The sequence below is a fragment of the Ornithinimicrobium sp. CNJ-824 genome (assembly GCF_001942405.1).
GTDB lineage: Bacteria > Actinomycetota > Actinomycetes > Actinomycetales > Dermatophilaceae > Ornithinicoccus > Ornithinicoccus kibberensis.
In genome coordinates this window covers 115,658-139,818 of the sequence record NZ_MKKA01000022.1, presented here as the reverse complement: position 1 = coordinate 139,818, position 24,161 = coordinate 115,658, and the positions used below count along the sequence as shown (strand labels likewise).

The following is a 24,161-nucleotide window of genomic DNA, read 5'->3' as shown; positions in this document are numbered from 1 at the left end:
CCGTGTTCCTAGGCGACCTGCTTGCGGGCCACCCGCCGGAAGCCCAGGACCAGGGGAAGCAGGATCCACAGGGCGCTGGTGGTCCCCACCTGGGCCCACTGCTCGCCGGTGAGCACCTCGTCTCCCAGGAGCGGAGCCTGCGCGGACGTCATGTCCAACCAGGCTGCGTTCTCCCGCAACCACGAGGTGGCCATGAACACCAACGGCGACAGGGCGGGCACGAGCACATAGGCGACGATGCCCAGGGGGACGCTGAGGAGGAGGGCGCCGAAGGCGACTCCCGTCAGGACGCCCAGCAGCTGGATCACCACGAGGTGCCCGAGCAGGGTCCAGCCGATCGACAGGTCGACCTGCCCGTCGACCGACGCCATCGAGGCGACGTGGGCGAGGATGGCGGCCAGGATCGACAGGGCGAGCACCGCCATGCCGAGCAGGACAGCTGCTGCCGTCTTGGCCGCCATCACCCGGAGTCGCCTCGGTTCCTGGGTGAACGTGATGAGCGCGGTCCGCTGGCTCCACTCGTTGGCGGCGGTCATGATGCCCAGGACCGGGATGAGGACGGCCTGGGGGATGCTCGCGGCGACGAGCAGGCCGAGGATGCCGCTGCCCGTGTCCCGGCCGATCCAGAGGGGGACGGCCATGGCGACCCCGGTGAGGGCGAGGATGGCGATCAGCATCCAACGCCCGGAACGGGTGTCGACGAGCTTGCGCAGCTCGGTCCCCAGCAGGCGACGAAAGGAGACGCCTCGGGCGTCGTCGATGTCGGGGAATGCCGTCTTCTCCGCGGTCGGGCGGGGGCGCGTGGCCCGGGGTCGGTCGGTCGTGGTCGTCATCAGGTCCTCCTGGGTGGCTGAGAAGGTGCGGTGGGGTGGGTCGGTGGTCCCCTCTCCGGTCAGGTCCGTCCGGGGCGTCAGGGATGTCGGGGCGGGGCTGCTCACGCTGCCCCCTCGGTGACGGCCTCCCGGGCGTCGTCGGCGGTGAGCTGGATGAACATGTCCTCCAGCCCGGTCCCGCTGCGGTGCAGCTCGGTGACGAGCAGGTGCTCGGCCAGGGCCACCTGGGCGACCTGCTCGGCGGTGGCGGTGGTGACCAGCTCGGTCGCCCGTGGCGTGGCCTCGAAGCCGGCCCTGCGCAGGGCCTCGGCCAGCTGTGTGCGGTCGGGGGAGCCACGACCGTGCCGTTGTCGCGCAGCAGCTCCTCCCTGGTCCCCTGTGCGACGATGCGGCCGCGGCCGATCATCACCAGGTCCTGGGCGATCTGCTCGACCTCGTGCAGGAGGTGGGAGCTGAGGAGAACGGTGCCGCCGTCGGCGGCGTACTCGCGCAGCAGGCCCCGCATCCAGCGGATGCCGGCGGGATCCAGCCCATTGGCAGGTTCGTCGAGGATGAGGACCTGGGGGTCGGCGATGAGGGCACCGGCGAGACCCAGGCGTTGCCGCATGCCGAGGGAGTAGTTGCCGACCTGACGTCCGGCCTCGCGTGGGGTCAGGCCGACCCGCTCGAGCGCGGCGCCCACCGAGCTTCGCGGCATCCCGGCCATCGTCGCGGCCAGGGTCAGGGTCTCCCGACCGGTACGGCCGGCGTGCTGGGCGGTGGCGTCGAGCATGACACCGACGTGGCGGGTGGGGGTGGGCAGCGAGCGGTAGTCACGGCCGAGGACCAGGGCCGTCCCGGCCGTCGGGGTGGTCAGGCCGACCATCATCCGCATAGCGGTGGACTTGCCGGCGCCGTTGGGGCCGAGGAAGCCGGTGACCCGCCCTGGCCGGGCGGTGAAGGTGATGTCGTCGACGGCGGTGAAGGAGCCGTAGCGCTTGGTCAGGTTCTCGATCGTGATCATGGCTCCAGCCTCGGTCGCGGCAGGGGGCACCTGCATCGGTCGTTCGTCGGGACCGGAGCCGACCATCGGCTCCGGGCGGGGTCGGGCGACCCAGACTTTGGGAGGGGGTAGTACCGCCGGTGGACGGAGGACGGACCCGTCCCAGGAGATCTAGAGTCGGCCCCATGCCCCACGCTCCTGCACCGTCGGCCCCGACCTGGGTGGTGGCGGACACCCGGACGGTCTCCGACGGCGGACCGCCGGACCTCCCGTCGAGGGGGGCGGCCGACCGGCTCTCGCCGTGGCAGCACGGGTGGCGCCTGGTGCTGGTCTGGGTGCTCGGTCTGGGGGTGTGGTTGTTCGTCGGGACGGTGGCCACCGACGGGTGGCGGTCGGACGTCGACGGTCCGGGTGCGGTGGAGGGGCTGCTCCTCCTCGACCTGGCCGTGGGTCACCTGGCTCTGTTCGTCGTGGCGTTCCGGCGCCGATGGCCGGTCGGGGTGGCCCTGGTGACCGGGCTGCTGTGCCTGTTCTCCGCGATGGCGGCACCGGTCTCCCTGCTGGCCCTGGTCTCGCTGGCCACACGACGACGCTGGCCAGCGCTGGTGCTCGTCACGTGGTGAACCTGCTGGTCGACACCTTCTACGAGCTGGTGGTCTCACCGGTCCTGGGCCTGTCCGACGACGCGGTCCTGACCAACCTCGGCTTCGCGGTGCTCGTCTACGCGATCTGTGTACTCGTGGGGTGGAACATCGGATCCCGGCGCGAGCTCGTCCGCAGCTGGCGGGCCGAGGCCAGCACCGCCAACCGGGAGCAGGCCGCCCGGGTGGCGCAGGCGCAGCTGGCTGAGCGGGCCCGGATCGCCCGCGAGATGCACGACGTCCTGGCCCACCGCCTATCGCTCGTGGCGATGCACGCCGGTGCGCTGGCGCACCGCCCCGACCTGTCCGAGGACGAGAGGAAGGAGGCTGCCGAGGTCGTCCGGGCGGGGGCGCACCTGGCCCTCGACGAGCTGCGGGAGGTGCTGGGCGTGCTGCGTGCCGACGACCGGGACGAGGTGTCTCTCTCGCCCCAGCCGGGCCTGAGCGGTATACCCTCCCTGGTCGCCGAGGTGACCAGCAGCGGGCAGGAGGTGCACCTGCGGGCCGACCCTTCCCTGTGGCTCCGCTCGGTGTCGCTGCCGGGGAGCACCGGGCGGCACGCCTACCGGCTCGTGCAGGAGGCGCTGACCAACGCCCGTCGCCACGCGGCGCTAGCGGCGACGACGGTCGAGCTGGACGGCCGCCCCGGAGGAGGGTTGAGCATCCAGGTGAGCAACCCGGTCCCCGGGCGGGTGTTCGCCTCCGGGGACGGCCGCGGACTGGCAGGGATGAAGGAACGGGTCCAGCTCGCCGGTGGTCGGTTCGGGGCGGGGCAGGAGGGTGAGCGGTTCGTCGTGCGGGCGTGGTTGCCGTGGCCGGAGCAGGTGGAACCGGCATGACGAGCGGCGCCCGGCCACGGGTGGTCCTGGTCGACGATGACCCGTTGGTGCGCGCCGGCCTGCGGATGATGCTCGGCGGGCCCGACGGCGTGGACGTCGTCGCCGAGGGGGACGACGGCGACCGGGCCGTCGAGCTGGTCGGGCGCCACCGCCCGGACGTGGTCCTCATGGACATCCGGATGGAGCGCACGGACGGGCTGACCGCCACCCGCGAGGTGCTGCGGTCGTGGCCGGAGGCCAAGGTGCTGGTCCTGACGACCTTCGACGCCGACGACCATGTGCTGGAGGCGCTGCGCGCCGGAGCCAGGGGGTTCGTCCTCAAGGACACCCCGCCGGCCCGTCTGGTGGCCGCGGTCCACGAGGTCGCCGGCGGTGACCATGCCCTCTCGCCCTCGGTGGCGGCGCTGCTCGTCCGTCAGGTGGCGGGGGCCGGGGATGCCGGGAGCGCGTCGCGGGACCGGGGGGCCACTGCGCGCGCCGAGCTGGGCCGGCTCACCGAGCGGGAGCTGGAGGTCGCCAGGGCGGTCGCCCGGGGCGGCTCCAACGCGGACGTCTCGCGTGAGCTGTACATGGGCGTCCCCACCGTCAAGGCGCACGTGTCGAGCATCCTCGCCAAGCTGGGCATGGCCAACCGGGTGCAGATCGCCCTTCTCGTCCACGACGCCGAGCACTGAGCCCTGCCATGCCGACCTCGACTCTGTCGAGGACGGTGTGATCGAGGACGGCCGGGCCGGGTCTCGCGGTGGCCCCGGGGTGCACCGGTCCTCCGTCGTCAGGACCGGGCGGGTTCTCCCGCCCCGATCACGCGTCCCCCCTCGTCCCCGGCCCCCGGTCCGAGCTCGACGACGTGGTCGGCGGTGGCCACCGCGGCCGGGTCGTGCTCGGCCAGCACGACCGTGTGGCCCGCGTCCACGAGCGCGTGGAGCTGGGCCAGCAGGCGGTGCACGTCGGCCGGGTGCAGCCCGGACGTGGGCTCGTCCATGACGTAGAGCGTCGGGGCCCGCCGCTCCTTCTGCAGCTCGGTCGCCAGCTTGATCCGCTGCGCCTCGCCGCCGGAGAGCTCGGTGGCCGGCTGGCCCAGCGCGAGGTAGCCCAGGCCGAGCGCCTCCAGCGCGGCCAGCGCGCGTCGGGCCGGGGGGAGGTCCGCGAGCACGACCAGGGCCTCGGACACGGTGAGCCGCAGCAGGTCCGCCACCGTGAGGAGCCGCCCGTCCGGCGCCGGCCACCGCACCTGGAGGGTCTGCGGCCCGAACCGGTCGCCCCCGCAGTCCGGGCAGGTGGACCAGGTCCCGGGCAGGAAGAGCAGCTCGACCGACACCGACCCCTCGCCCTGGCAGGTCGGGCAGCGTCCGGCGGCGGTGTTGAAGCTGAACCGGCCCGCTCCGAAGCCGCGCTCGCGGGCCTCGTCGGTGGCGGCGTAGAGCCGGCGCACGTGGTCCCACAGGCCGGTGTAGGTCGCCAGCGTCGAGCGGGGGGAGCGGCCGATCGGGCGCTGGGTGATCCGCACGACCCGGGTGGGGATGCCGTCCCCGCTGCCCTCGACGCGTCCGGTGGCGGCCCCCTCGGGTGCCTCCTCCTCGTCGTCCCCCTCGGGCGCGGCCTCGTCCTCGACCCGGGCCAGCTCGGCCCCCACCACGTCGTGCACGGCGTCGAGCAGGCTCGTCTTGCCGGAGCCGGAGATGCCGGTGACGACGGTGAGGGCCCCCAGGGGCAGGTCGAGGTCGACGCCCCGGACGGTGTGCCGGGTCAGGCCGGTGAGGGACAGCCGGCCCGACCCGGGACGCGGATCGCCCGCGGACCGGACCTCCTCGACGTGCACCGGCCGGTCCAGGTAGTCCGCGGTGACCGACCCGGCGACGGTCCGCAGGCCCGGCAGCGGCCCGGACCACAGGACCCGGCCGCCCCCGGCCCCGGCGCCCGGGCCGACGTCGACGACCCAGTCGCACCGCTGCACCACGGCCATGTCGTGCTCGACGACCAGCACGGTGTTGCCGGCGGACACCAGCTCGCGGAGCAGGGCCAGGAGCCGTTCGGTGTCCTGGGGGTGCAGCCCCGCCGAGGGCTCGTCGAGGACGTACACCACCCCGAACAGCCCCGACCGCAGCGCGGTCGCGAGCCGCAGCCGCTGGAGCTCGCCCGAGCTGACCGTCGACACCGGGCGGCCGAGGGCGAGGTGGCCCAGGCCGAGGTCGGCCATGAGGCCGAGGCGGCCCACGAGGTCCTCCAGGAGCACCCGCTCGGCCTCCGTCGAGGCCGTCCCTCCCCCGTCGGGCAGCTGCCCGAGCCGGGACCGCATCAGCGCCAGCAGGTCCGAGACGGCCGTGGCCGACGCCTCGTCGAACGCCAGGCCGGCCCAGGTGACCGCCAGGGCGTCCGGCCGGAGCCGACGACCTCCGCAGACCTCGCACGGCCGGGTCTCCACGGACCGGAGGGCCCGGTGCCGCTGGGTCGCCGACCGCGTCTCGGCCAGGGTGCGCAGCACGTAGCGGGACGCGGAGGAGAAGGTGCCCTGGTAGGGCCGCTGGATGCGCTCCGGGTCGCGCGTCGGCACCACGGTGACGACGGGCTGCTCGTCGGTGAACAGGATCCAGTCCCGGGTCTCCCGCGGCAGGTCGCGCCACGGGAGGTCGACGTCGTGCCCCAGCGTGGCCACGATGTCGCGGTAGTTCTTGCCCAGCCACGCCCCCGGCCACGCCGCGACCGCCCCCTCGGCGATCGAGAGCGAGGGGTCGGGCACCATCGAGGCCTCGGTGGGCACGTGGCGCACGCCCAGCCCGCCGCACCCCGGGCAGGCACCGACGGCGGTGTTGGTGGAGAAGTGGTCGGAGTCCATCGGGTCCACGCCGTCCGGATAGGTCCCGCACCGCGACCACAGCATCCGCAGGGTGCTACCCGCGGTGGTGACGGTACCGACCGTGGAGCGCGACGACATCCCCCCGCCCCGGCCCTGCTCCAGCGCCACCGTCGGCGGCAGCCCGCGCACGTCCCGCACCTGCGGGTCGACCGCGGCGTGGATGAGCCGGCGGGCGAAGGGGGCCACCGAGTCGAGGTAGCGGCGCTGCGCCTCCCCGTGGACGGTGCCGAACGCGAGGCTGGACTTGCCGGACCCGGACACGCCGGTCACCGCGACGAGGGCGTCCCGGGGCAGGTCGACGTCGACGTCGCGCAGGTTGTGCAGCCGGGCACCGCGGACCTGGATCTGGGCGGCCGGTCCGGGGATGCCCGGGTCCGACGCGCGGGTGCTGGGAGCCACCCGGACAGACTAGGGCGGCGCACGGGCGCGCGACGGCATACCGTGGAGGGGTGTTCGGACGACGACGCGGCGCCGCGGTCCGCCAGGCCATGGAGGGCACGCCCCGGGCCGACTACCTGCCCGAGGAGGCCCGCGACCGGGCAGGGATCGACGCGCCGGTGGCGATCGGGCACGAGGCGACCTGCTCCCAGCCCACGACCGTGCGGACCATGCTCGAGCTGCTCGACGTCCGGCCCGGCCAGCGGGTGCTCGACGTCGGCAGCGGGTCCGGCTGGACGACGGCCATCCTGGCCCGGCTGGTCGGTCCCGAGGGCTCGGTCGTCGGGGTCGACGTCGTGCCCGAGCTGGTCGAGGACGCCGCCGCCCGGCTGCGGCGCGACGGGCTCGACCACGCCGCCGTCCGCGTCGCGGGGGAGGGGGAGCTGGGGGCGCCCGAGGCCGCGCCGTTCGACCGGATCCTCGTCTCGGCGATGGCCCGGGAGCTGCCGCGGCCGCTCGTCGACCAGCTGGCCGACGACGGGCTGATGGTGCTGCCGCTGGAGGGGCGGCTGGTGACGGTCACGCGGGTCGACGGCGAGCCACGCGTCGAGCCGGCGCCGGGGTGGTACCGCTTCGTCCCGCTCCAGGGCTCGTGACCGGCGTCGGCCGCGTCCCGCCGCGGGTCCTCGACCTGGCCGCCGGTGCGGAGCGGGTGTGCGTGCTCACCGGGGCCGGGATGTCGGCCGAGTCGGGGATCCCGACCTTCCGGGACGCCCAGGTGGGGCTGTGGGAACGCTTCGACCCGACGGAGCTGGCGACCCCGCACGCCTGGGCCGCCGACCCTGCCCAGGTGTGGGCCTGGTACGCCTGGCGCGCCACCCTCGTGCGCCGCTCCCTGCCCAACGCCGGGCACCGGGCGCTCGCCGGCTGGCAGGCCGTCCGGGGGTGCGGCTGGACGTGGCCACGCAGAACGTCGACGACCTGCACGAGCGGGCCGGTGCGCAGGTCCTGGCCCACGTGCACGGCAGCCTCTTCGCGCTCCGGTGCAGCGTGTGCGACCGGCCCAGCGACGCGGCATACCCGGAGCTGGCGGAACCGGTGGGCCGGCTGGACCCGCCGACCTGCACCGACTGCGGTGGGACGGTCCGGCCAGGGGTCGTCTGGTTCGACGAGGCGCTGCCGGAGGCGGACTTCCTCGCCGCGGTCGACGCGGTCCAGGAGGCGGACCTCGTCCTCGTCGTCGGCACCTCCGGCCTGGTCCACCCGGCCGCGACGATCCCGCACCTGGCCGGGGCCCGCGGGGTCCCGGTGGTCGAGGTGAACCCCGCCCCGACCGCGGTGAGCGAGGCCGCGGACGAGGTCTGGCGCGCCACCGCGGCCACCGCCCTGCCCGCGCTGCTGGAGGAGCTGGGCGGCGGCATACCCTGACCCGGTGAGCACGGACACGCGACCCGCGGACCGCACCGGGCGCACCGACGGGACCCGCCTCGGCGTGGTGGCCCTCACCGGGGTCGTCGTCGGCTCGATGGTCGGTGCCGGGATCTTCTCCATCCCGCAGAACATGGCCGCCGGCCCGGCCGCCCCGGGTGCGCTGCTCGTGGGCTGGGCGGTCACCGGCGTCGGGATGCTGGCCCTGGCGCTGACCTTCCAGTTCCTGGGCCGGCGGGCCGCCGACACGCACGGTGGCCTGTACGGCTACGCGCGGGACGGGTTCGGCCCGATGCCGGCCACCCTCGTGGCCTGGGGCTACTGGATCAGCGCCTGGCTGGGCGACCTGGCCTACCTCGTGCTCATCTTCTCCACCCTGGGGCTGTTCTGGGAGGTCTTCGGCGACGGGACCACCTGGGTGAGCACCCTCGGCGGCACCGTCGTCCTCTGGGGGTATGCGGCGCTCCTGCTGCGGGGGGTGCGCGAGGCCAGCGCGGTCAACGTCGTGGTGACGGTCGCCAAGCTCGTGCCGATCCTCGTCTTCCTCGTCGTCGGCGTCATGGCGTTCGACCCGGCCGTGTTCACGGTCGACCTGTGGGGCCGGCAGGAGGACCTCGGCCCGGTCTTCGACCAGGTGCGCGCGATGATGCTCGTCACCGTGTGGGCCTTCCTCGGCATCGAGGGCGCGACCGTCTTCGCCCGCCGGGCCCGGCGCGACGGGGACGTCGGACGGGCCACCGTCATGGGCTTCGCGCTCGTGCTCACCCTGCTCGTGGCGGTCAACCTCCTCGCCGCGGGCATCCTCACCCGGCCCGAGCTGACCGACCTGCAGGACCCGTCCCTGGCCGGCGTGCTCGAGGCGGTCGTCGGGCGCTGGGGGGCGGTGCTCATCTCGGTGGGGCTGCTCGTGTCCGTGGGCGGGGCCTTCCTGGCCTGGCAGCTGCTCTGCGCCGAGATCCTGGCCTCGACGGCGCGGGCCGGCGGGCTGCCCAGGATGCTGGGGGAGGAGCCGCGCCCGGGCGTGCCGCGTCGGGCGATCCTGCTGACAACGGCGGTGCTGCAGGTGGCGCTGGTCTGGGCGCACTTCCGGGGGGCGGCCTACTACGACGTCATCCTCATGTCCGGCTCCATGATGCTGGTGCCCTACCTCGTCTCCTCCCTCTACGCGCTCCGCCTGGCCGCCCGCGGAGGTGGTGGGGGCGGGACCGCCGTGGTCTTCACGGGGGTGAGCACGGTCTACGCGCTGTGGCTGCTCTACGCCGGCGGGCTGTCCTACCTGCTGATGTCCTCGGTGTTCTACGCCGTGGGCCTGGTCGCGCACGCCTGGACCCGGCGCGAGCAGGGCCGGCCGGTGCTGCGGGGCTGGGAGGTGGCGCTCGCCGCGGGGATCGTCGTGGCGGCCGGCTGGGCGGCCGTCGGCCTACTGACCGGCGGGCTGCAGGTCTGAGGGGGACGGGGGTGTCGGTCGGCCCCGGTAGGCTGACCTTCTCCATCAAAGATGCAACAGATGTAACAACGTCCCGAAGATGTAACAGATGACACAGCGCCCGGCCCGCCCACCGGCGCGACGTCCCCGACCGCGCTTGCCGAGGAGGTGACCCGTATGCCCGCGAACAACCCGTTCCGGCCCAGCTTCGGCGTCTCGCCCCGGGTGCTCGCCGGCCGGCAGGACCTGCTGCAGGACTTCGACGTGGCCCTCGACGAGGGGCCCGGGTCCCCGCTGCGGTCCCTGCTCGTCAGCGGTCCCCGGGGGATGGGCAAGACGGTCGTCCTCAACGAGCTGGAGGAGATCGCCCGCACGCGGGGATGGTTGGTGCTGCGCCTGCCCGAGGGGACGGACATGCTCGAGGAGCTGGAGGGCTCGACGGTGCCCGCCCTGCTCGCGGAGCACGACACCATGGCGGTGCGACGCCGGCTCACCGGGGGAGGGATCAGCGGGCTGGGGTCGGTGTCCACCGACGTGGAGGACCGCTACCCGGTCCGGCAGTCGCTGACCCGGATGCTGGGGCGGCTCAGCGAGGTCCTGGCGGTGCACGAGACCGGCATGATGTTCACCCTCGACGAGGTCCAGGACGCCGACCCCGACGTCGTCGGCAGGTTCGCGACCGTCTACCAGCACCTGGTGCGGGACGAGCGCGAGGTGGCCTTCGCCGCGGCCGGCCTGCCCGTGGGCGTCGACCAGCTCCTGCGCCAGGGCGGCACCACCTTCCTCCGGCGGGCCGAACGCGTGCACCTGGACCTGCTCACCGACGAGGAGGTCGCCGAGGCGGCCCGGGCCACCGTGGGCGAGGCCGGCCGCACGCTCGGCCCGGAGGCGGCCGGTGCGTTCGTCGACGTCGCCCACGGCTACCCCTACCTGCTGCAGCTCGTCGGCTACCACGCCTGGCGGATGGATCCCGCCCCGGAGGAGATCACCGCCCGGGACGTGCACCGCACCAGGCCCCTGGTCGTCGAGCGCATGGGGCGGCTGGTGCACGCGCCGGCGGTCGCGCCCCTGCCCGAGGGTCAACGTTCCTACCTGCGCGCCATGGCCGTGGACGACGGGCCGTCCTCCACCCGCGAGATCGCCGAGCGGACGGGGGTACCGATGCAGCAGCAGAACGTCTACCGCGCCCGCCTCATCGGACGCGAGCTCATCCGCGCCACCGGCCACGGCTACGTCGACGTCACCCTGCCCTACCTGAGGGAGTACCTGCGTGCCCAGCCCCGCTGACCGGCCGACCGGCCGCGCCGACGCGAACCGGATCCCCCGTCCCATCTGGATCCTCGTCGGCGCCGCCTTCGTCATCGCGCTCGGCTTCGGCATCGTCTCGCCGGTGCTGCCGGCCTACGCGCGCTCGTTCGACGTCGGCGTGGCCGCGGCCTCGGTGGTGGTGTCCGCGTTCGCCTTCTTCCGGCTCGTCTTCGCCCCCGCCGGCGGTGCCCTGGTCTCCCGGCTGGGGGAGCGGCCGGTCTACCTCGCCGGCCTGCTCGTCGTCGCCGTCTCCTCGTTGGCCACCGCGTTCGCCCAGTCCTACGGCCAGCTCCTGCTGTTCCGGGGCCTCGGCGGCATCGGTTCGACGATGTTCACCATCTCGGCCATGGCGCTGCTCGTGCGGCTGGCGCCGCCGCGGCTGCGGGGCCGGGTCTCCTCGGCCTACGCCTCCGCCTTCCTCATCGGCGGGATGGCCGGTCCCCTGCTGGGCGGCCTGCTCGCCGGGTTCGGCCTGCGTGCCCCCTTCGTCGTGTATGCCGTGGTGCTGGTCGTCGCGGCCGTCGTGGTCGCCGTGGGCCTGGGTGGGGAGCGCCTGCCGGCGCCGCCGGCCGGGTCGGCGGAGCGGCCCACGATGACCCTCGCGCAGGCCTGGGCCTCCCCGGTCTACCGGGCGGCCCTGGCCTCCGGCGTGGCCAACGGCTGGACCAACTTCGGGGTCCGGATGGCGGTCCTGCCGCTGCTGGCGATCGCCGTACTCGACCAGCCCTGGGCGGCCGGCGTCGTGCTCGCCGTCAGCGCGGTGGGCACGGCCGTCACGCTGCAGTTCTCCGGCCGCGCCGCCGACCGGGTGGGGCGCCGGCCGCTGGTGATGGTGGGCCTGCTCGTCATGGGTGCGGGGATGGGGCTGATGGGGCTGGCCACCGTGCCGGCCTCCAGCACCGTCGGCCTGGCCGTCCTGCTCGCCCTCGCCGTCGTCTCGGGGGTGGGGGCAGGCATGGTGAACCCGGGCCAGCAGGCCGCCGTGGCCGACGTCGTCGGGCAGGAGCGCAACGCGGGCAAGGTGCTCTCGGTCTTCCAGATGGCCCAGGACGGAGGTGCCATCGTGGGCCCGATCCTCATCGGCCTGGTCGCCGACACGTGGGGCTTCACGGTGGCGTTCGCCGTCACCGGGGTGATCTGCGTCCTCGGCGCCGTGCCGTGGCTGCGGACACCGGAGCCTCTCACCCTGCACCAGGGCCAGGACCACGACAGCTCCCAGGTGGGGGCGAGCTGACGTCCCTGCGGGCATGGGTGTGGCCCGGCCGGTGGTGGGCCGGGTGCGGGGCGGGGTCATCTGAGGTGCCAGATGACGCCGTGGGCGGTGATGGTGGCGGTGAGGCCGTGCTCGTGGACCCAGGTGTGGTGGCGTGGGCAGAGCAGGGCGTAGTTGGACAGGTCGGAGCGGCCGCCGTTGGCCCAGGGGAGGACGTGGTGGGCGTCGCACCAGGTGGCGGGCACGGTGCACCCGGGGATGGTGCAGCCTGGTCGCGCACGGCCAGCCGGACCCGTTGTCCGGGGGTGACCAGGCGCTTGCGGCGGCCCTGGTCGAGGACTTCACCGTCCCCGCCCAGGACCAGGGGGATCAGGTCGGCCTCGCACGCCAGCCGGCGGACCGACTCCGCGGCGACCAGGTCCCCCTCCAGGGTGGTCCCGCACCCGGGCACCCGCCCGCCGGTGGCCGCCAGGTCGCGTCGCAGGGTGTCCAGGTCCATGGTGACCAGCAGCGTGGCCTTGGGCGTGGTCGGCTCACCCTTCGTGCCGGCCACCCCACGGCGCAGCACGGTCATCAACGCGTCGTAGCGGCGCTGCCCGGGCGTGCGGGTGTCCTGCTGCCCGGTGGCCGCGGTCTCCTCGGCGGTGGCCGGTGCCGCCAACGGTGAGCGCAGGATGGCGCGGACGGCCTGGTAGTCGCCGTCCTGCCCGAAGGTCAGGATGATCCGTTTCACGGACCCGTCGGCCAGGGACGACTCGTGCACGTCGCGCAGCTGCTGCTGGGCGGTGCGCCGGTCCTCGTGGTCGCGCTCGGGCAGGCAGGCCGCCAGCAGCCGGTTGGTCACCCGGGTGATGTCGGCCTCCTCGAACACCGGGTTGCACCCGGTCTCGGCCAGCAGGCCCACCGCCTGGTCGTAGTCCCCGGGGGCCAGGGCGCCGCGGATGCGGGTCAGCGCCCGGTGCAGCCGCGCTGCCCGGGCCAGCGGCATCCCCCCGGTCAGGACCCCCTGCACCAGGGGCGCGTGCACGGCCTCCTGCCCGGCCTGGGCCAGGCGGACCAGGTCCTGCAGCACGCCCCGGGACAGCTCCGGGCAGCGCAGGCCCAACCAGTCGGCCAGTCCCATCCCGGCCGCGGTGGGCAACCCCCGCCCGGTCGCCTCCACCGCCAGCCGCACCCGGGCCCGCTCCACCGCCGCGGCCACCGTCGACGTCGCTCCCAGGGCCGCGTCCAGGTCGGCGTCCTGGACCAGGGCCACGTCCCCGGCCGCCAGGTCGGCCAGCACCGCCTCCCGCCCGGCCTCCCGCAGGCTCCCGAGCACCCGCTCCCCCGGCAGCCGCGACGGCGGCAGCGCCCCCTGCCGGACCACCGCCCCCGCGGTCGTCCGCAGAACCTCCCCTCCCCACGTCTGCCCCATAGGACGAACGTAGGCAAGGCCACCGACACACCCGCCCGACCGGCGCGGCGGACCCCATACCCTGGGTCCGTGAGCACACCGCACGCAGGCAGCGAGCACCTCATCATCCTGCCGGACCGCGACGTCGCCGAGGAGCTGGCAGCGGAGCTGCGCGAGGAGGGGTTCGCGCAGGTCCGGGTGCTGCGCGAGGCGGCCCGGACCGAGGAGGACGACGAGGACCACGAGTGGGCGGTCTACGTCCTGGACACCCGCCTGCCGGACGCCTCCGGGGGCGGGGCGTACGAGGGGCTGCGCGAGCGGTTCATCGAGGTCGCCCGCGAGCACGAGGCTGGTACGACGAGCCCGGCGACCACCGCCCCCCGATCCCGGACCCGGACGAGCGGTGAGCCCGCGCGCTGCGGGCCGGGCGGGGCCGTGAGCTCCCAGCAGGTCGAGCGGGAACGGACGTTCGCGCTGTCCGACGGGCAGCAGCTGCCCGACCTCGACGGGCTGCTCCGCACGGGCAGGTCGCAGGTCCACCGGATGCGCGCCGTCTACCTCGACACCGCCGACCTGCTGCTGATCCGGCACCGGGTCACGCTGCGCCGGCGGGAGGGTGGCCCGGACGAGGGCTGGCACGCCAAGCTGCCCCGTCCTGACGGGTCGCGCCTCGAGCTGCACGCAGCGATGACCCAGGGGCCGGGACGGACGCGGGTGCCTGCCGGTCACCTGCGCGCGGTCGCCGCCGCCCTCGGCCCGGCCTGGCCCACGGGCGTGGAGGCGACGCTGCTGCCGGTGGCCACCCTCCTGACCGAGCGCACGCAGACCGACCTGCTCGACGACGGGGGCAGCGTCGTGGCGACCCTGTGCGACGACCGTGTCGTCGCGCTCCCCGAGGACCGCCGGTGGCGCGAGCTCGAGGTGGAGCTGGTCCCCGCCGCCGTCGACGACGCGTTGCTGGACGAGGTGAGCGAGAGGTTCGCGGCCCAGGGTGTCCTGCCGTCCGACTCCCCGTCCAAGCTGGGCCGCGCCCTGGGCAAGCGGCCGGACCGGGCGGCCCGGGGCGAGAGCCTGCGGTCGCGGGACCCCGCCGCGGCCGTCCTCCACTCCTACCTCTCCACCCAGGTCGCCGGGATCGTCGGGCGGGAGGAGGACCTGAGGGCCGACGCGCCGGACGCCGTCCACAAGGCCCGGGTCGCCACCCGACGGCTGCGCAGCGCCCTGCGGACCTTCGACCGGCTGCTCGACCGGGAGGTGACCGACCCGCTCCGGGACGAGGTGGCCTGGCTGGCCGGGCTCCTCGGTGCGCCGCGCAACGCCGAGGTGGTGCGGGACCGCGTGCTGGGCAGGCTGGAGGGCCTGCCGCCGGAGCTCGTCGTGGGCGACGTGGTCGGCCTCGCCCGCGCCCGCCTGACGGAGGAGCACGCCCGCGCCCACGAGGCCCTCGTCGAGGGGATGGGCGGCGAGCGCTACCTCGCGCTGACCGACAGCCTGCTGGACCTGCTGGCCGACCCGCCGTGGAGGGGGCGGGCCGGACGTCGTGCCGACGAGGTGCTGCCCGCCCTCGTCGAGAAGGCAGCGGGCCGGGTCGCACGTTCCGTCCGCCGCACCCGTGCGCACGACGACCCCGCCGGTCCGGAGGCCCTCCACGAGCGGCACGTGACCCGCAGACGGGCCAAGGCGGTCCGTTACGCGTGGGAGGCGCTGGCCCCTGCCCTGGGTCCCGACGCCGAGGAGTCCGCCCGCCGGTGGGAGGAGGTCACCGAGGTCCTGGGCGAGCTGCAGGACGTCGTGGTCGCCCGGGCCCGGCTGCTCGAGCTGGCGGGGACGGCGGAGCGAACGGGGGTCCCCGGCTTCAGCCTGGGGGTGGTGACCGGTGACGACCTCGCGCGGGTGCCGGGCCTGGTGGCCCGGGCGGATGCCGCGCTGGGCCGCGCTCTGGGGTTGGGTCCGTGACCGTGCTCAGTCGCCGAGGGCCCGACGGAACTCGCCGAGCAGGGGCTCGCCCAGCAGGACGAACCGCACCTCCTCCAGCCCGGGGACGGCCGGACCGTGCTTCCGGACCGCGGCCACGGCGACGTCCGCGACCTCGTCCGCGTCCCACCCGTAGACCCCCGCGCTGACCGCCGGGAAGGCCACCGTCCGGGCGCCCACCTCGCCGGCGACCTCGAGGCTGCGGACGAAGCAGGAGGTCAGCAGGGCCGGGTCGGTCTGCCCGGCGTGCCGGTTCGGCCCCACGGTGTGGATCACCCAGCGGGCCGGCAGGTCCCCGGCCCCGGTCGCCACCGCCTCGCCGACGGGGAGGCCGTCGGGCCACACGTCGCCCGCACCTGCCGGCACTGGGCCAGCAGGGACGGTCCGGCCGCGCGGTGGATCGCCCCGTCCACCCCGCCGCCCCCGAGCAGGCTCGAGTTGGCGGCGTTGACGACCGCGTCCACCCGTTGGGCGGTGATGTCACCCTGCACGCACGTGATCTCCATCCCCCCATCCTGCCCCTGACGGGGGCCATCAGCAGCCCTGCGGCACAATCGGCACACGGGTCCCGACGCGCCCTCGACGGCTCCCGGGACGGGCATCCACCGACGCGGGAGGTATGACGTGGCGCTCGCCTTCGTCGTCACCCTGCTGGCCGGCCTGTCCACCGTCGTGGGCGGCTGGCTGGGGACGCGGGAGCAGGTGCTCCGACGGCCGTGGCTGGCGGCCTCCCTCGCCTTCGCGGCCGGGCTGATGATCACCATCTCGGTGGTCGAGATCGCCCCGGCCGCGGCGGTGTCGCTACGCGAGGTGGTGGGCTTCGGCCGGAACCTCCTCTGGGTCGGTGGGGCGATGGCCGTCGGTGCGGTCGCGGTCGTGCTCATCGACAAGGCGATCCCGCACGAGGTGAACCCGGCCGAGCTGGCCGGCGGCGACGAGGCCCTCCGGGTGGCCAGGGGGGAGCTGGACGGGCGGCTGCTGCGCAGCGGCGTGCTGCTCGCGGCGGTGGTCGCGCTGCACAACCTGCCGGAGGGCCTGGCCACGTTCATCTCCACCCTCGAGCGGCCCAGCGGCGGCATCGCCCTGGCCACCGCCATCGCCATCCACAACGTGCCCGAGGGCGTGGCCGTCGCGGCCCCCATCTACGCCGCCACCCGCAGCCGCGGCACCGCCCTGTTCTGGGCGACGGTGTCCGGGCTGGCCGAGCCGGTCGGTGCCGTCGTGGGCTTCGTGCTGCTGCGCGCGGTGCTGCCCGAGGAGTGGCTCGTGCTGTCGCTGGCGCTGGTGGCCGGGATGATGCTCGCGGTGAGCTTCATGGAGCTGCTGCCGGCCGCGCGACGCTACGAGACCCACTACAGCCAGTCGCTGGTCGGCTTCTTCCTCGGGGCGGTCGTCATGGCGCTGAGCCTGCAGCTGCTCGCCCCACCGGTCGGCTGAGCCGCTGCCCCCCGTCGTCGCCGAACTTGAGCGGAATAGGCTCAACTTCGGGCATGTTGTCCTGTGCAGAGTCCCTTGCCCGATCGACCGTGAGGTAGGCAACCCATGGATCTGTCCCTGACCACCAAGGCCCAGGAGGCCCTGTCCACCGCCGTGCGCGACGCCGCCGCGGCCGGCCGCGCCCAGGTGGAGCCCGCACACCTGCTCCGCGCGCTCGCCCAGCAGGGCGAGACCACGACCGGCCCCCTGCTCGAGGCCACCGGCTCCTCCGCCGCGATGGCCGCCCAGGCGGCCGAGGGTGTGCTGGGCGGCCTCCCCACCGCGTCGGGGTCCACCATGGGCAACCCCGGACTGTCCCGGGCGATGCACGGCGTCGTCAAGGAGGCCCAGGAGCTCATGGGCCGGATGGGGGACGACTTCGTCTCCACCGACCACCTGCTTCTGGCGCTGGCCCGCACCGGCCAGTTCGCCGTGCTCGACGCGGCCGCCATCGAGGAGCGCATCCCGGCCCTGCGGGGCGGCAAGAAGGTCGACTCCGCGGATCCCGAGGCGACCTTCGACGCGCTCGGCAAGTACGGCACCGACCTGACCGCCATGGCCCGTGAGGGCAAGCTCGACCCGGTCATCGGCCGGGACGCCGAGATCCGCCGGGTGGTCCAGGTGCTGTCCCGGCGCACCAAGAACAACCCGGTCCTCATCGGCGAGCCGGGCGTCGGCAAGACGGCCGTGGTGGAGGGCCTGGCCCAGCGCATCGTGGCCGGCGACGTCCCCGAGTCGCTGCGCGACAAGACGCTGATCTCCCTGGACCTGAGCGCCATGGTCGCCGGGGCGAAGTACCGCGGCGAGTTCGAGGAGCGGCTCAAGGCCGTCCTGGGGGAGATCAAGGCCAGCGAGGGGCGGGTCGTCACCTTCATCGACGAGCTGCACACCGTCGTCGGCGCCGGCGCCTCCGGCGACTCCTCGATGGACGCCGGCAACATGCTCAAGCCGCTGCTGGCCCGTGGCGAGCTGCGGATGGTGGGCGCCACCACGCTCGACGAGTACCGCGAGAACATCGAGAAGGACCCCGCCCTCGAACGCCGCTTCCAGCAGGTCTTCGTCGGCGAGCCCAGCGTGGAGGACACCATCGCGATCCTGCGCGGGCTGAAGGAGCGCTACGAGGCCCACCACAAGGTGGCCATCTCCGATCCCGCCCTCGTCGCGGCCGCCGCCCTCAGCGACCGCTACATCTCCGGGCGCCAGCTGCCCGACAAGGCGATCGACCTGGTCGACGAGGCCGCCAGCCGGCTGCGGATGGAGATCGACTCCTCGCCGGTGGAGATCGACGAGCTCCAGCGCCAGGTGGACCGCCTCACGATGGAGGAAATGCACGTCAAGAAAGCCGCCGAGGAGGCCGACGACGACGGGTCCGCCGAACGGCTCCGCCGGCTGCGGGCCGACCTGGCCGACAAGAAGGAGCAGCTGGCGGCGCTGACCGCCCGGTGGGAGGCGGAGAAGTCCGGCCTCAACCGGGTCGGCGAGCTCAAGGCGCGGCTGGACGAGCTGCGCACCCAGGCCGACCGCCTGCAGCGCGAGGGTGACTACGCCGCGGCGTCCCGGCTGCTCTACGGGGACATCCCGGCCGCAGAGGCCGAGCTGGTCGCGGCCCAGGAGGAGGAGGCCCGTGGCTCGACCTCCACCGAGGCACCGATGGTCAAGGACGAGGTGGGCGCCGACGACATCGCCGACGTCATCTCGATGTGGACCGGCATCCCCGCCGGCCGCCTCCTCGAGGGCGAGACCGAGAAGCTCCTCCGTATGGAGGACGTCATCGGCCGCCGGCTCATCGGCCAGCGGGCCGCCGTCCGCGCCGTCTCCGACGCCGTCCGCCGGGCGAGGGCCGGGATCTCCGACCCCGACCGGCCGACCGGGTCGTTCCTGTTCCTCGGCCCGACCGGTGTCGGCAAGACCGAGCTGGCCAAGGCCCTGGCCGACTTCCTCTTCGACGACGAGCGGGCCATGGTCCGGATCGACATGTCGGAGTACTCCGAGCGTCACGCCGTCGCCCGCCTGGTCGGCTCCCCGCCCGGCTACGTCGGCTACGAGGAGGGTGGCCAGCTCACCGAGGCGGTCCGTCGCCGCCCCTACTCGGTGGTGCTGCTCGACGAGGTGGAGAAGGCCCACCCGGAGACCTTCGACATCCTGCTCCAGGTGCTCGACGACGGCCGCCTGACCGACGGGCAGGGACGCACGGTCGACTTCCGCAACGTCATCCTCGTCATGACCTCCAACCTCGGCAGCCAGTTCCTCGTCGACCAGACCACCGACGAGCAGACCAAGCGCGAGCAGGTCATGGCCACGGTCCGGTCCGCGTTCAAGCCGGAGTTCCTCAACCGGCTCGACGAGGTCGTGCTCTTCGACGCGCTCAGCCGGGAGGAGCTGGCCACGATCGTGGGGCTGCAGGTCGAGCAGCTCACCCGCCGCCTGGCCGACCGTCGGATCACCCTCGACGTCACCGACGCGGCCGCGCAGTGGCTGGCCGAGCGGGGCTGGGACCCCGCCTACGGCGCCCGCCCGCTGCGCCGGCTCGTGCAGACCGAGATCGGCGACCGCCTCGCCCGCGGGCTGCTCTCGGGGGAGGTCCGCGACGGGCAGGAGGTCACCGTGGACGTGGCGGCCGACGGAGAGGGCCTGGACCTTCGCTGACCCGGGCCGTCCCGGCCACGATCGGCACGGGCGGTGGACGGCCGGCGACGGCACCCGGTAGCGTTCGCCGTGTATCGACAATCATCGATACACGGTTTCCCCCGTGGAGGTGCCTCGTGCCCGTTCCAGTCGTCCTGTTCGTGTGCCGGAGCAACGCGGGCAAGTCCCAGATGGCCGAGGCCCTCATGAGGCAGGTCGCCGGCGACGCCGTCGAGGTGCACTCGGCCGGCACCCACCCCAAGGAGAGCGTCAACGTCCTCTCCGCCGAGGCGGTGTCGGAGGTCGGCGCGGACATGGGCGGTGCCGTCCCCGCCGGGGTCGACCCGGCCCTGCTCGCCCGGGCCGACCGGGTGATCGTCCTGGGGACCGAGGCGCACGTCGAGCCGGTCGAGGGCATGAGGGCGGCCGTCGACACCTGGGTCGTCGACGAGCCCTCCGGGCGCGGGGTCGAGGGGCTGGCACGGATGCGCCTGGTGCGTGACGACATCAGCGACCGGGTGGCGGACCTCGCCCTGGAGCTGACCGGCCAGACGCCCGGGAGCGGGCAGCGGTACCGCCTGCTGGTCGCCGAGATGGCCTCGAGGTTCGAGGGGGTCTTCACCGAGTCCGAGGTGCGGTCGGCCGTCCGGCAGGCCCACGCCTCCCTGGCCGGGCGTCGAGGGTCCCGGCCTACCTGCCCGTCTTCGTGGAACGGTTCGCCAAGGAGCAGCTGGAGGCCCGGGCCGTGGTCGAGGGACGCTCCGCCAAGGCACTGCCGGAGCTGCTCTTCGTCTGCGTGCACAACGCGGGCCGGTCCCAGATGGCGGCGGCGATGGCCCGCCACCACTCCGGCGGCCGGGTCAGGGTGCGGTCCGCCGGGTCCCGACCGACCGGCCAGGTCAACCCCCTCGTTCGGCAGGTGCTCCAGGAACGGGGTATCGAGCTCACGGACGCCTTCCCCAAGCCGCTCACGACGGACGTGCTGCAGGCCTCGGACGTCATCGTCACGATGGGATGCGGCGACGAGTGCCCCTACTTCCCCGGACGACGCTACGAGGACTGGCCGGTGACGGATCCGGCGGGGGCCGGGATCGAACGGGTCCGCGAGATCGCGGCCGACGTCCAGGGCCGGGTCGAGGACCTCCTCCAGGAGATCCTGGGGGCACGGTCCGGCCGCCTCGGGCACTAGGAGCGTGTCCGGGCCGGGGGGATGGGACGGCCCGGCGGGCGGCGCCTCGGCCCGGCCAGCGTCGTCCACCGGAGATTGTCCGCCCGTTCACCAGCGGTTCACCCAACTCCGACCATCGAGTCACGTGCCGTCCTTAGCGTTCCAGCTGTTGGCAACGCCGCCCGGACGCCCGTCACCGCACCGCGGAGGGGCGTGCCACCCCCATCCACTGCTCGGAGAGGTTCCTTCCTGTGAAGATCCGTCGTCTCGTGCCCACCGTCGCCATCGCGATGGCCACCACCCTGACCCTCGCCGCGTGCGGCGACGACTCGCCCACCGCGGACGGCGGGTCGGAGGACACGGCCGCCGAGGAGGAGTCCGCCGAGAGCGGCTCGGACGAGGCCGCCGGTGGCGAGCTCTCCGGTGACGTCCTCGCCTCCGGCGCTCCTCGCAGGAGGCGGCCATGACGGCCTGGATCGCGGGCTACCAGGCGTCCAGCCCGACGTGACCGTGCAGTACAACTCGGTCGGGTCCGGCGCCGGCCGGGAGAACCTCATCGCGGGCGCCTCCGACTTCATCGGGTCCGACGCCTACCTGGACGAGGAGGAGCGCGCGGCGGTCGTCGACACCTGTGGCGACGGCGGCGCGTACCACATCCCGGTCTACATCTCCCCGGTGGCGGTGCCCTACAACCTTCCCGGCGTCGACGGGCTGCAGCTCAAGCCCGACACCCTGGCCCAGATCATGAACCAGGACATCACCGTCTGGAACGACCCGGCCATCGCCGAGGACAACCCCGACGCCGAGCTGCCGGACACCGAGATCACCGTGGTGCACCGCTCGGACGACTCGGGCACGACCGAGAACTTCATGGAGTACCTCTCGGCCGCCGCTCCCGACTCCTGGCCGCACGAGGCCGACGCCGCCTGGCCCGTCCAGGGGGAGGCCGCCGCGCAGAACACCGGCGTCATCCAGGTGATCAACGACAACGAGGGCACCATCGGGTATGCCGACGCCTCCGTCGTCACGGGCCAGGCCGCCGCGGTGGGGGTCGGCGACGAGTTCGTGGACTTCTCGCCCGAGGCCGCGGCCAAGGTCGTGGACGCCTCCGAGCCGGCCGACACCGGTGTCGAGGGCGACATGGCCCTGGAGCTGGCCCGGGACACCACGGAGTCGGGCGCCTACCCGATCGTGCTGGTCTCCTACCACGTCGCCTGCTCGGCCTACGACGACGCGGAGCGGGCGAACCTGGTCAAGGACTTCCTCGCCTACGTCGTCTCCGAGGACGGCCAGGCCACCGCCGCCGAGGCGGCCGGCTCGGCCCCGATCTCCGAGTCCACGCGCGAGCGCGCCCTCGAGCTGATCGACACCATCCAGGGCGGCTGACGCACACCGCTCCAGGCAGGACCGGCGGTCGTCGAGGGGGACGACGACCGCCGGTCCTTGCACGCCGTAGGATCTATCGACCCCGTCGAAGGATGCAGAGATGACCGCCACTCCGACACCGGCGCGACGGCAGCCGTCGTCCGCCAAGCCGGTCCGCAGACCCGGTGACCTGTTCTTCAGCTCGGCCTCGATCGGCTCGGCCACCATCATCCTGCTCACGCTGGCGGGGGTGGCCGTCTTCCTGCTCATCGAGGCCCTGCCCGCCCTCACCGCACCGGCGGACGAGGTCTCCGGCGGTGCCGGCTTCGCCGGCTACGTGTGGCCCCTCGTCGTCGGCACGGTGGTGGCGTCCCTGGTCGCCATGGTGCTCGCCACGCCGGTGGCGGTCGGGATCGCCCTGTTCGTCTCGCACTACGCCCCGCGCCGGCTCGGACAGAGCATCGGCTTCGTCATCGACCTGCTGGCCGCCGTCCCCTCGGTGGTCTTCGGCATGTGGGGCATGTCGGTGTTCGCCCCCCGGCTCGTCCCTCTCTACGAGTGGCTCGAGCAGAACCTCGGCTTCATCCCCCTGTTCGCCGACGCCTCCACCTCGGGCCGGACGCTGATGACCGCCTCGATCGTCCTGGCCGTGATGATCCTGCCCATCATCACGGCCGTCTCCCGCGAGGTCTTCCTGCAGACCCCCTCCCTCCACGAGGAGGCCGCCCTGGCCCTGGGGGCCACCAAGTGGGAGATGATCCGCACCGCGGTGCTGCCCTTCGGGATGCCGGGGGTCATCGGCGGCACGATGCTCGGGCTCGGTCGCGCGCTGGGGGAGACGATGGCCGTGGCGATCATCCTCTCGCCGGGGATCTTCACCTGGAACCTCATCGGGTCGGGCAACAACACCATCCCGGCCGAGATCGCCCTCAACTTCCCCGAGGCCGCCGGGCTGCGCCTGTCCGAGCTGATCGCCGCCGGCCTGGTCCTCTTCGTCATCACCCTGGCCGTCAACCTGTTCGCCCGGTGGATCGTGGACCGTCGGGCCGAGTTCTCCGGAGCCAACTGATGAGCGCACCCACCGACCGGCGCCCCGCCGACCGGGACCCGCGGACCCCGGACGACCTGCACCACTCCCGCCTGGACGACGTCCCGGGGATCGTGGCTTCGACCGTGCGGCCGGCGAGCACCCGGCCGGCCTGGATGCTGGCCGTGGCGTTCGTCCTCGTGGGGCTGGCGCTGTGGCAGCTGCTGGACCTCCACGTGGCCGCGGCCGTGGCCCTCGCCTTCGTGGGCTACCTGGTCGTGCTGTATGTCGTGTACCTGCGCCTGGGCGGGGAACGGGTGGCCAAGGACCACCTCGTCAGGGCCCTGGTCTACTTCGCGTTCGCGCTCGCCATCCTGCCGCTGGTGTCCCTCCTGTGGACGGTCGTGGCGCAGGGGGCGGGTCGGGCCTTCGACCCGGACTTCCTCAACCAGACGATGAACGGCGTCACCGGCCTGAACGACCAGCGCTACGCCTCGGGCGAGGCGGACTTCGTGGGCGGCGCCTACCACGCCATCATGGGCACGCTCATCATCACCGGGATGGCCACCCTGATCTCGGTGCCGATCGGCATGTTCACCGCGATCTACCTGGTGGAGTACGGAGGGGGCAACCGCCTCTCGAAGAGCATCCGCTTCTTCGTCGACGTGATGACGGGCATCCCCTCGATCGTGGCGGGCCTGTTCGCGTTCGCCCTCTTCACCCAGATCTTCGGCATCCGCGACGCCAAGATGGGGCTGGCCGGGGCCGTCGCGCTGTCGGTGCTGATGATCCCGACGGTGGTCCGCAACAGCGAGGAGATGCTGCGGATCGTGCCCAACGAGCTGCGCGAGGCGTCGCTGGCCCTGGGGGTGCCCAAGTGGCGCACGATCGCCAAGGTCGTCCTGCCGACGGCGGCCTCCGGCCTCGCCTCGGGGATCACCCTGGCCATCGCCCGCGTCATCGGGGAGACCGCCCCGCTGCTCGTGGCGATCGGGTACGCCCGCGGACTCAACTGGAACCCGCTCGAGGGCCCGATGAACACCCTCGCGGTCTACGCCTACTTCATGTTCACCAAGCCGTTGAGCCCGGCGGTGCGCGACCCCAGCCTGGAGCGGGCCTGGGCGGCCGCCCTCCTGCTCGTCCTCATCGTCGTCGCGCTCAACCTGCTGGCCCGACTCATCGCGAAGCTGTTCGCGCCCAAGTCCGGCCGCTGACCCCGGAAGAGAGAACA

At 73.9% G+C, this 24,161-nt stretch carries 19 protein-coding genes and 4 pseudogenes; 18 read left to right on the top strand and 5 right to left on the bottom strand.

Features of this window, described 5'->3' with window-relative positions; translation table 11 throughout:
• Positions 1 to 8 precede the first annotated feature (8 nt).
• Together BJF81_RS09570 and BJF81_RS09565 are read right to left on the bottom strand one after the other, a co-directional pair.
• Complete coding sequence (locus tag BJF81_RS09570; protein WP_141337062.1) at positions 9 to 833, bottom strand: ABC transporter permease; 825 nt, start codon at positions 831 to 833, stop codon at positions 9 to 11.
• Positions 834 to 934: 101 nt separating this feature from the next.
• A pseudogene (locus tag BJF81_RS09565) lies at positions 935 to 1,836 on the bottom strand (ABC transporter ATP-binding protein).
• A 164-nt stretch (positions 1,837 to 2,000) separates the two neighbouring features.
• Here BJF81_RS09565 and BJF81_RS18000 point away from each other — a divergent pair.
• From BJF81_RS18000 to BJF81_RS09555, 3 genes are read left to right on the top strand one after another with little or no spacing between them, the layout of a single operon-like run.
• Positions 2,001 to 2,438: a hypothetical protein gene (locus BJF81_RS18000; RefSeq protein ID WP_158068652.1), complete on the top strand. Its 438-nt coding sequence runs from the start codon at positions 2,001 to 2,003 to the stop codon at positions 2,436 to 2,438.
• Entirely contained in the window at positions 2,432 to 3,295 is an 864-nt protein-coding gene (locus BJF81_RS09560) for a sensor histidine kinase (protein WP_237770157.1), read from the top strand. Before BJF81_RS18000 ends, BJF81_RS09560 begins: the two co-directional genes overlap by 7 nt.
• Positions 3,292 to 3,969 carry a response regulator transcription factor gene (locus tag BJF81_RS09555; protein ID WP_075958133.1) on the top strand — a complete coding sequence of 226 codons (678 nt, stop codon included), beginning with the start codon at positions 3,292 to 3,294 and terminating at the stop codon, positions 3,967 to 3,969. Before BJF81_RS09560 ends, BJF81_RS09555 begins: the two co-directional genes overlap by 4 nt.
• Before the next feature lie 98 nt (positions 3,970 to 4,067).
• On the opposite strand, the gene BJF81_RS09550 is transcribed toward BJF81_RS09555, so the two are convergent.
• Positions 4,068 to 6,548, bottom strand: a complete 2,481-nt coding sequence (locus BJF81_RS09550; RefSeq protein ID WP_158068650.1) for an excinuclease ABC subunit A — start codon at positions 6,546 to 6,548, stop codon at positions 4,068 to 4,070.
• A 50-nt stretch (positions 6,549 to 6,598) separates the two neighbouring features.
• Between BJF81_RS09550 and BJF81_RS09545 the strand changes: the two genes are divergently transcribed.
• The 6 genes and pseudogenes from BJF81_RS09545 (at position 6,599) to BJF81_RS09525 (ending at position 11,923) form a co-directional block, all read left to right on the top strand.
• On the top strand, positions 6,599 to 7,183 hold the full coding sequence (locus tag BJF81_RS09545; protein ID WP_237770156.1) for a protein-L-isoaspartate O-methyltransferase family protein: 585 nt from the start codon (positions 6,599 to 6,601) through the stop codon (positions 7,181 to 7,183).
• An 80-nt stretch (positions 7,184 to 7,263) separates the two neighbouring features.
• Positions 7,264 to 7,404: pseudogene (locus BJF81_RS20555) on the top strand (Sir2 family NAD-dependent protein deacetylase); the annotation flags it as partial.
• An 80-nt stretch (positions 7,405 to 7,484) separates the two neighbouring features.
• The gene (locus BJF81_RS09540; protein ID WP_274703401.1) at positions 7,485 to 7,955 is read left to right on the top strand and encodes an SIR2 family NAD-dependent protein deacylase; all 471 of its coding nucleotides are present in this window, start codon (positions 7,485 to 7,487) and stop codon (positions 7,953 to 7,955) included.
• A 4-nt stretch (positions 7,956 to 7,959) separates the two neighbouring features.
• Complete coding sequence (locus tag BJF81_RS09535) at positions 7,960 to 9,402, top strand: basic amino acid/polyamine antiporter (RefSeq protein ID WP_075958132.1); 1,443 nt, start codon at positions 7,960 to 7,962, stop codon at positions 9,400 to 9,402.
• A gap of 156 nt (positions 9,403 to 9,558) precedes the next feature.
• Entirely contained in the window at positions 9,559 to 10,668 is a 1,110-nt protein-coding gene (locus BJF81_RS09530; protein ID WP_083664122.1) for an ATP-binding protein, read from the top strand.
• Entirely contained in the window at positions 10,652 to 11,923 is a 1,272-nt protein-coding gene (locus tag BJF81_RS09525; RefSeq protein ID WP_075958130.1) for an MFS transporter, read from the top strand. The genes BJF81_RS09530 and BJF81_RS09525 overlap by 17 nt, the downstream gene beginning before the upstream one ends.
• Here BJF81_RS09525 and BJF81_RS09520 read toward each other — a convergent pair.
• Entirely contained in the window at positions 11,871 to 13,316 is a 1,446-nt protein-coding gene (locus tag BJF81_RS09520; RefSeq protein ID WP_083664121.1) for a DUF222 domain-containing protein, read from the bottom strand. The genes BJF81_RS09525 and BJF81_RS09520 overlap by 53 nt on opposite strands.
• 69 nt (positions 13,317 to 13,385) lie before the next feature.
• On the opposite strand from BJF81_RS09520, the gene BJF81_RS09515 reads away from it, so the two are divergent.
• Positions 13,386 to 15,251 (top strand): CYTH and CHAD domain-containing protein, encoded by a 1,866-nt coding sequence (locus BJF81_RS09515; RefSeq protein ID WP_075958128.1) that lies wholly within the window; start codon positions 13,386 to 13,388, stop codon positions 15,249 to 15,251.
• 6 nt (positions 15,252 to 15,257) lie between these two features.
• Here the strand turns inward: BJF81_RS09515 and BJF81_RS09510 are convergent.
• A pseudogene (locus BJF81_RS09510) lies at positions 15,258 to 15,775 on the bottom strand (O-acetyl-ADP-ribose deacetylase).
• Positions 15,776 to 15,893: 118 nt separating this feature from the next.
• Here BJF81_RS09510 and zupT point away from each other — a divergent pair.
• The 8 genes and pseudogenes from zupT to pstA all read left to right on the top strand — a co-directional run bounded on the left by zupT (position 15,894) and on the right by pstA (position 24,144).
• The gene (zupT, locus tag BJF81_RS09505; protein WP_075958127.1) at positions 15,894 to 16,706 is read left to right on the top strand and encodes a zinc transporter ZupT; all 813 of its coding nucleotides are present in this window, start codon (positions 15,894 to 15,896) and stop codon (positions 16,704 to 16,706) included.
• A gap of 105 nt (positions 16,707 to 16,811) precedes the next feature.
• Positions 16,812 to 19,391, top strand: a complete 2,580-nt coding sequence (gene clpB / locus BJF81_RS09500; RefSeq protein ID WP_075958126.1) for an ATP-dependent chaperone ClpB — start codon at positions 16,812 to 16,814, stop codon at positions 19,389 to 19,391.
• A 170-nt stretch (positions 19,392 to 19,561) separates the two neighbouring features.
• A pseudogene (locus BJF81_RS17500) lies at positions 19,562 to 19,918 on the top strand (arsenate-mycothiol transferase ArsC); the annotation flags it as partial.
• Between the two features lie 158 nt (positions 19,919 to 20,076).
• Positions 20,077 to 20,559, top strand: a complete 483-nt coding sequence (locus BJF81_RS17495; protein WP_237770155.1) for an arsenate reductase ArsC — start codon at positions 20,077 to 20,079, stop codon at positions 20,557 to 20,559.
• A gap of 230 nt (positions 20,560 to 20,789) precedes the next feature.
• The gene (locus BJF81_RS19555; protein ID WP_237770154.1) at positions 20,790 to 21,005 is read left to right on the top strand and encodes a hypothetical protein; all 216 of its coding nucleotides are present in this window, start codon (positions 20,790 to 20,792) and stop codon (positions 21,003 to 21,005) included.
• A gap of 37 nt (positions 21,006 to 21,042) precedes the next feature.
• The gene (locus BJF81_RS09485) at positions 21,043 to 21,924 is read left to right on the top strand and encodes a phosphate ABC transporter substrate-binding protein PstS (protein ID WP_237770153.1); all 882 of its coding nucleotides are present in this window, start codon (positions 21,043 to 21,045) and stop codon (positions 21,922 to 21,924) included.
• 100 nt (positions 21,925 to 22,024) lie between these two features.
• Entirely contained in the window at positions 22,025 to 22,972 is a 948-nt protein-coding gene (gene pstC / locus BJF81_RS09480) for a phosphate ABC transporter permease subunit PstC (protein WP_075958125.1), read from the top strand.
• Positions 22,972 to 24,144 carry a phosphate ABC transporter permease PstA gene (pstA, locus tag BJF81_RS09475; RefSeq protein WP_075958124.1) on the top strand — a complete coding sequence of 391 codons (1,173 nt, stop codon included), beginning with the start codon at positions 22,972 to 22,974 and terminating at the stop codon, positions 24,142 to 24,144. Before pstC ends, pstA begins: the two co-directional genes overlap by 1 nt.
• Positions 24,145 to 24,161 lie beyond the last annotated feature (17 nt).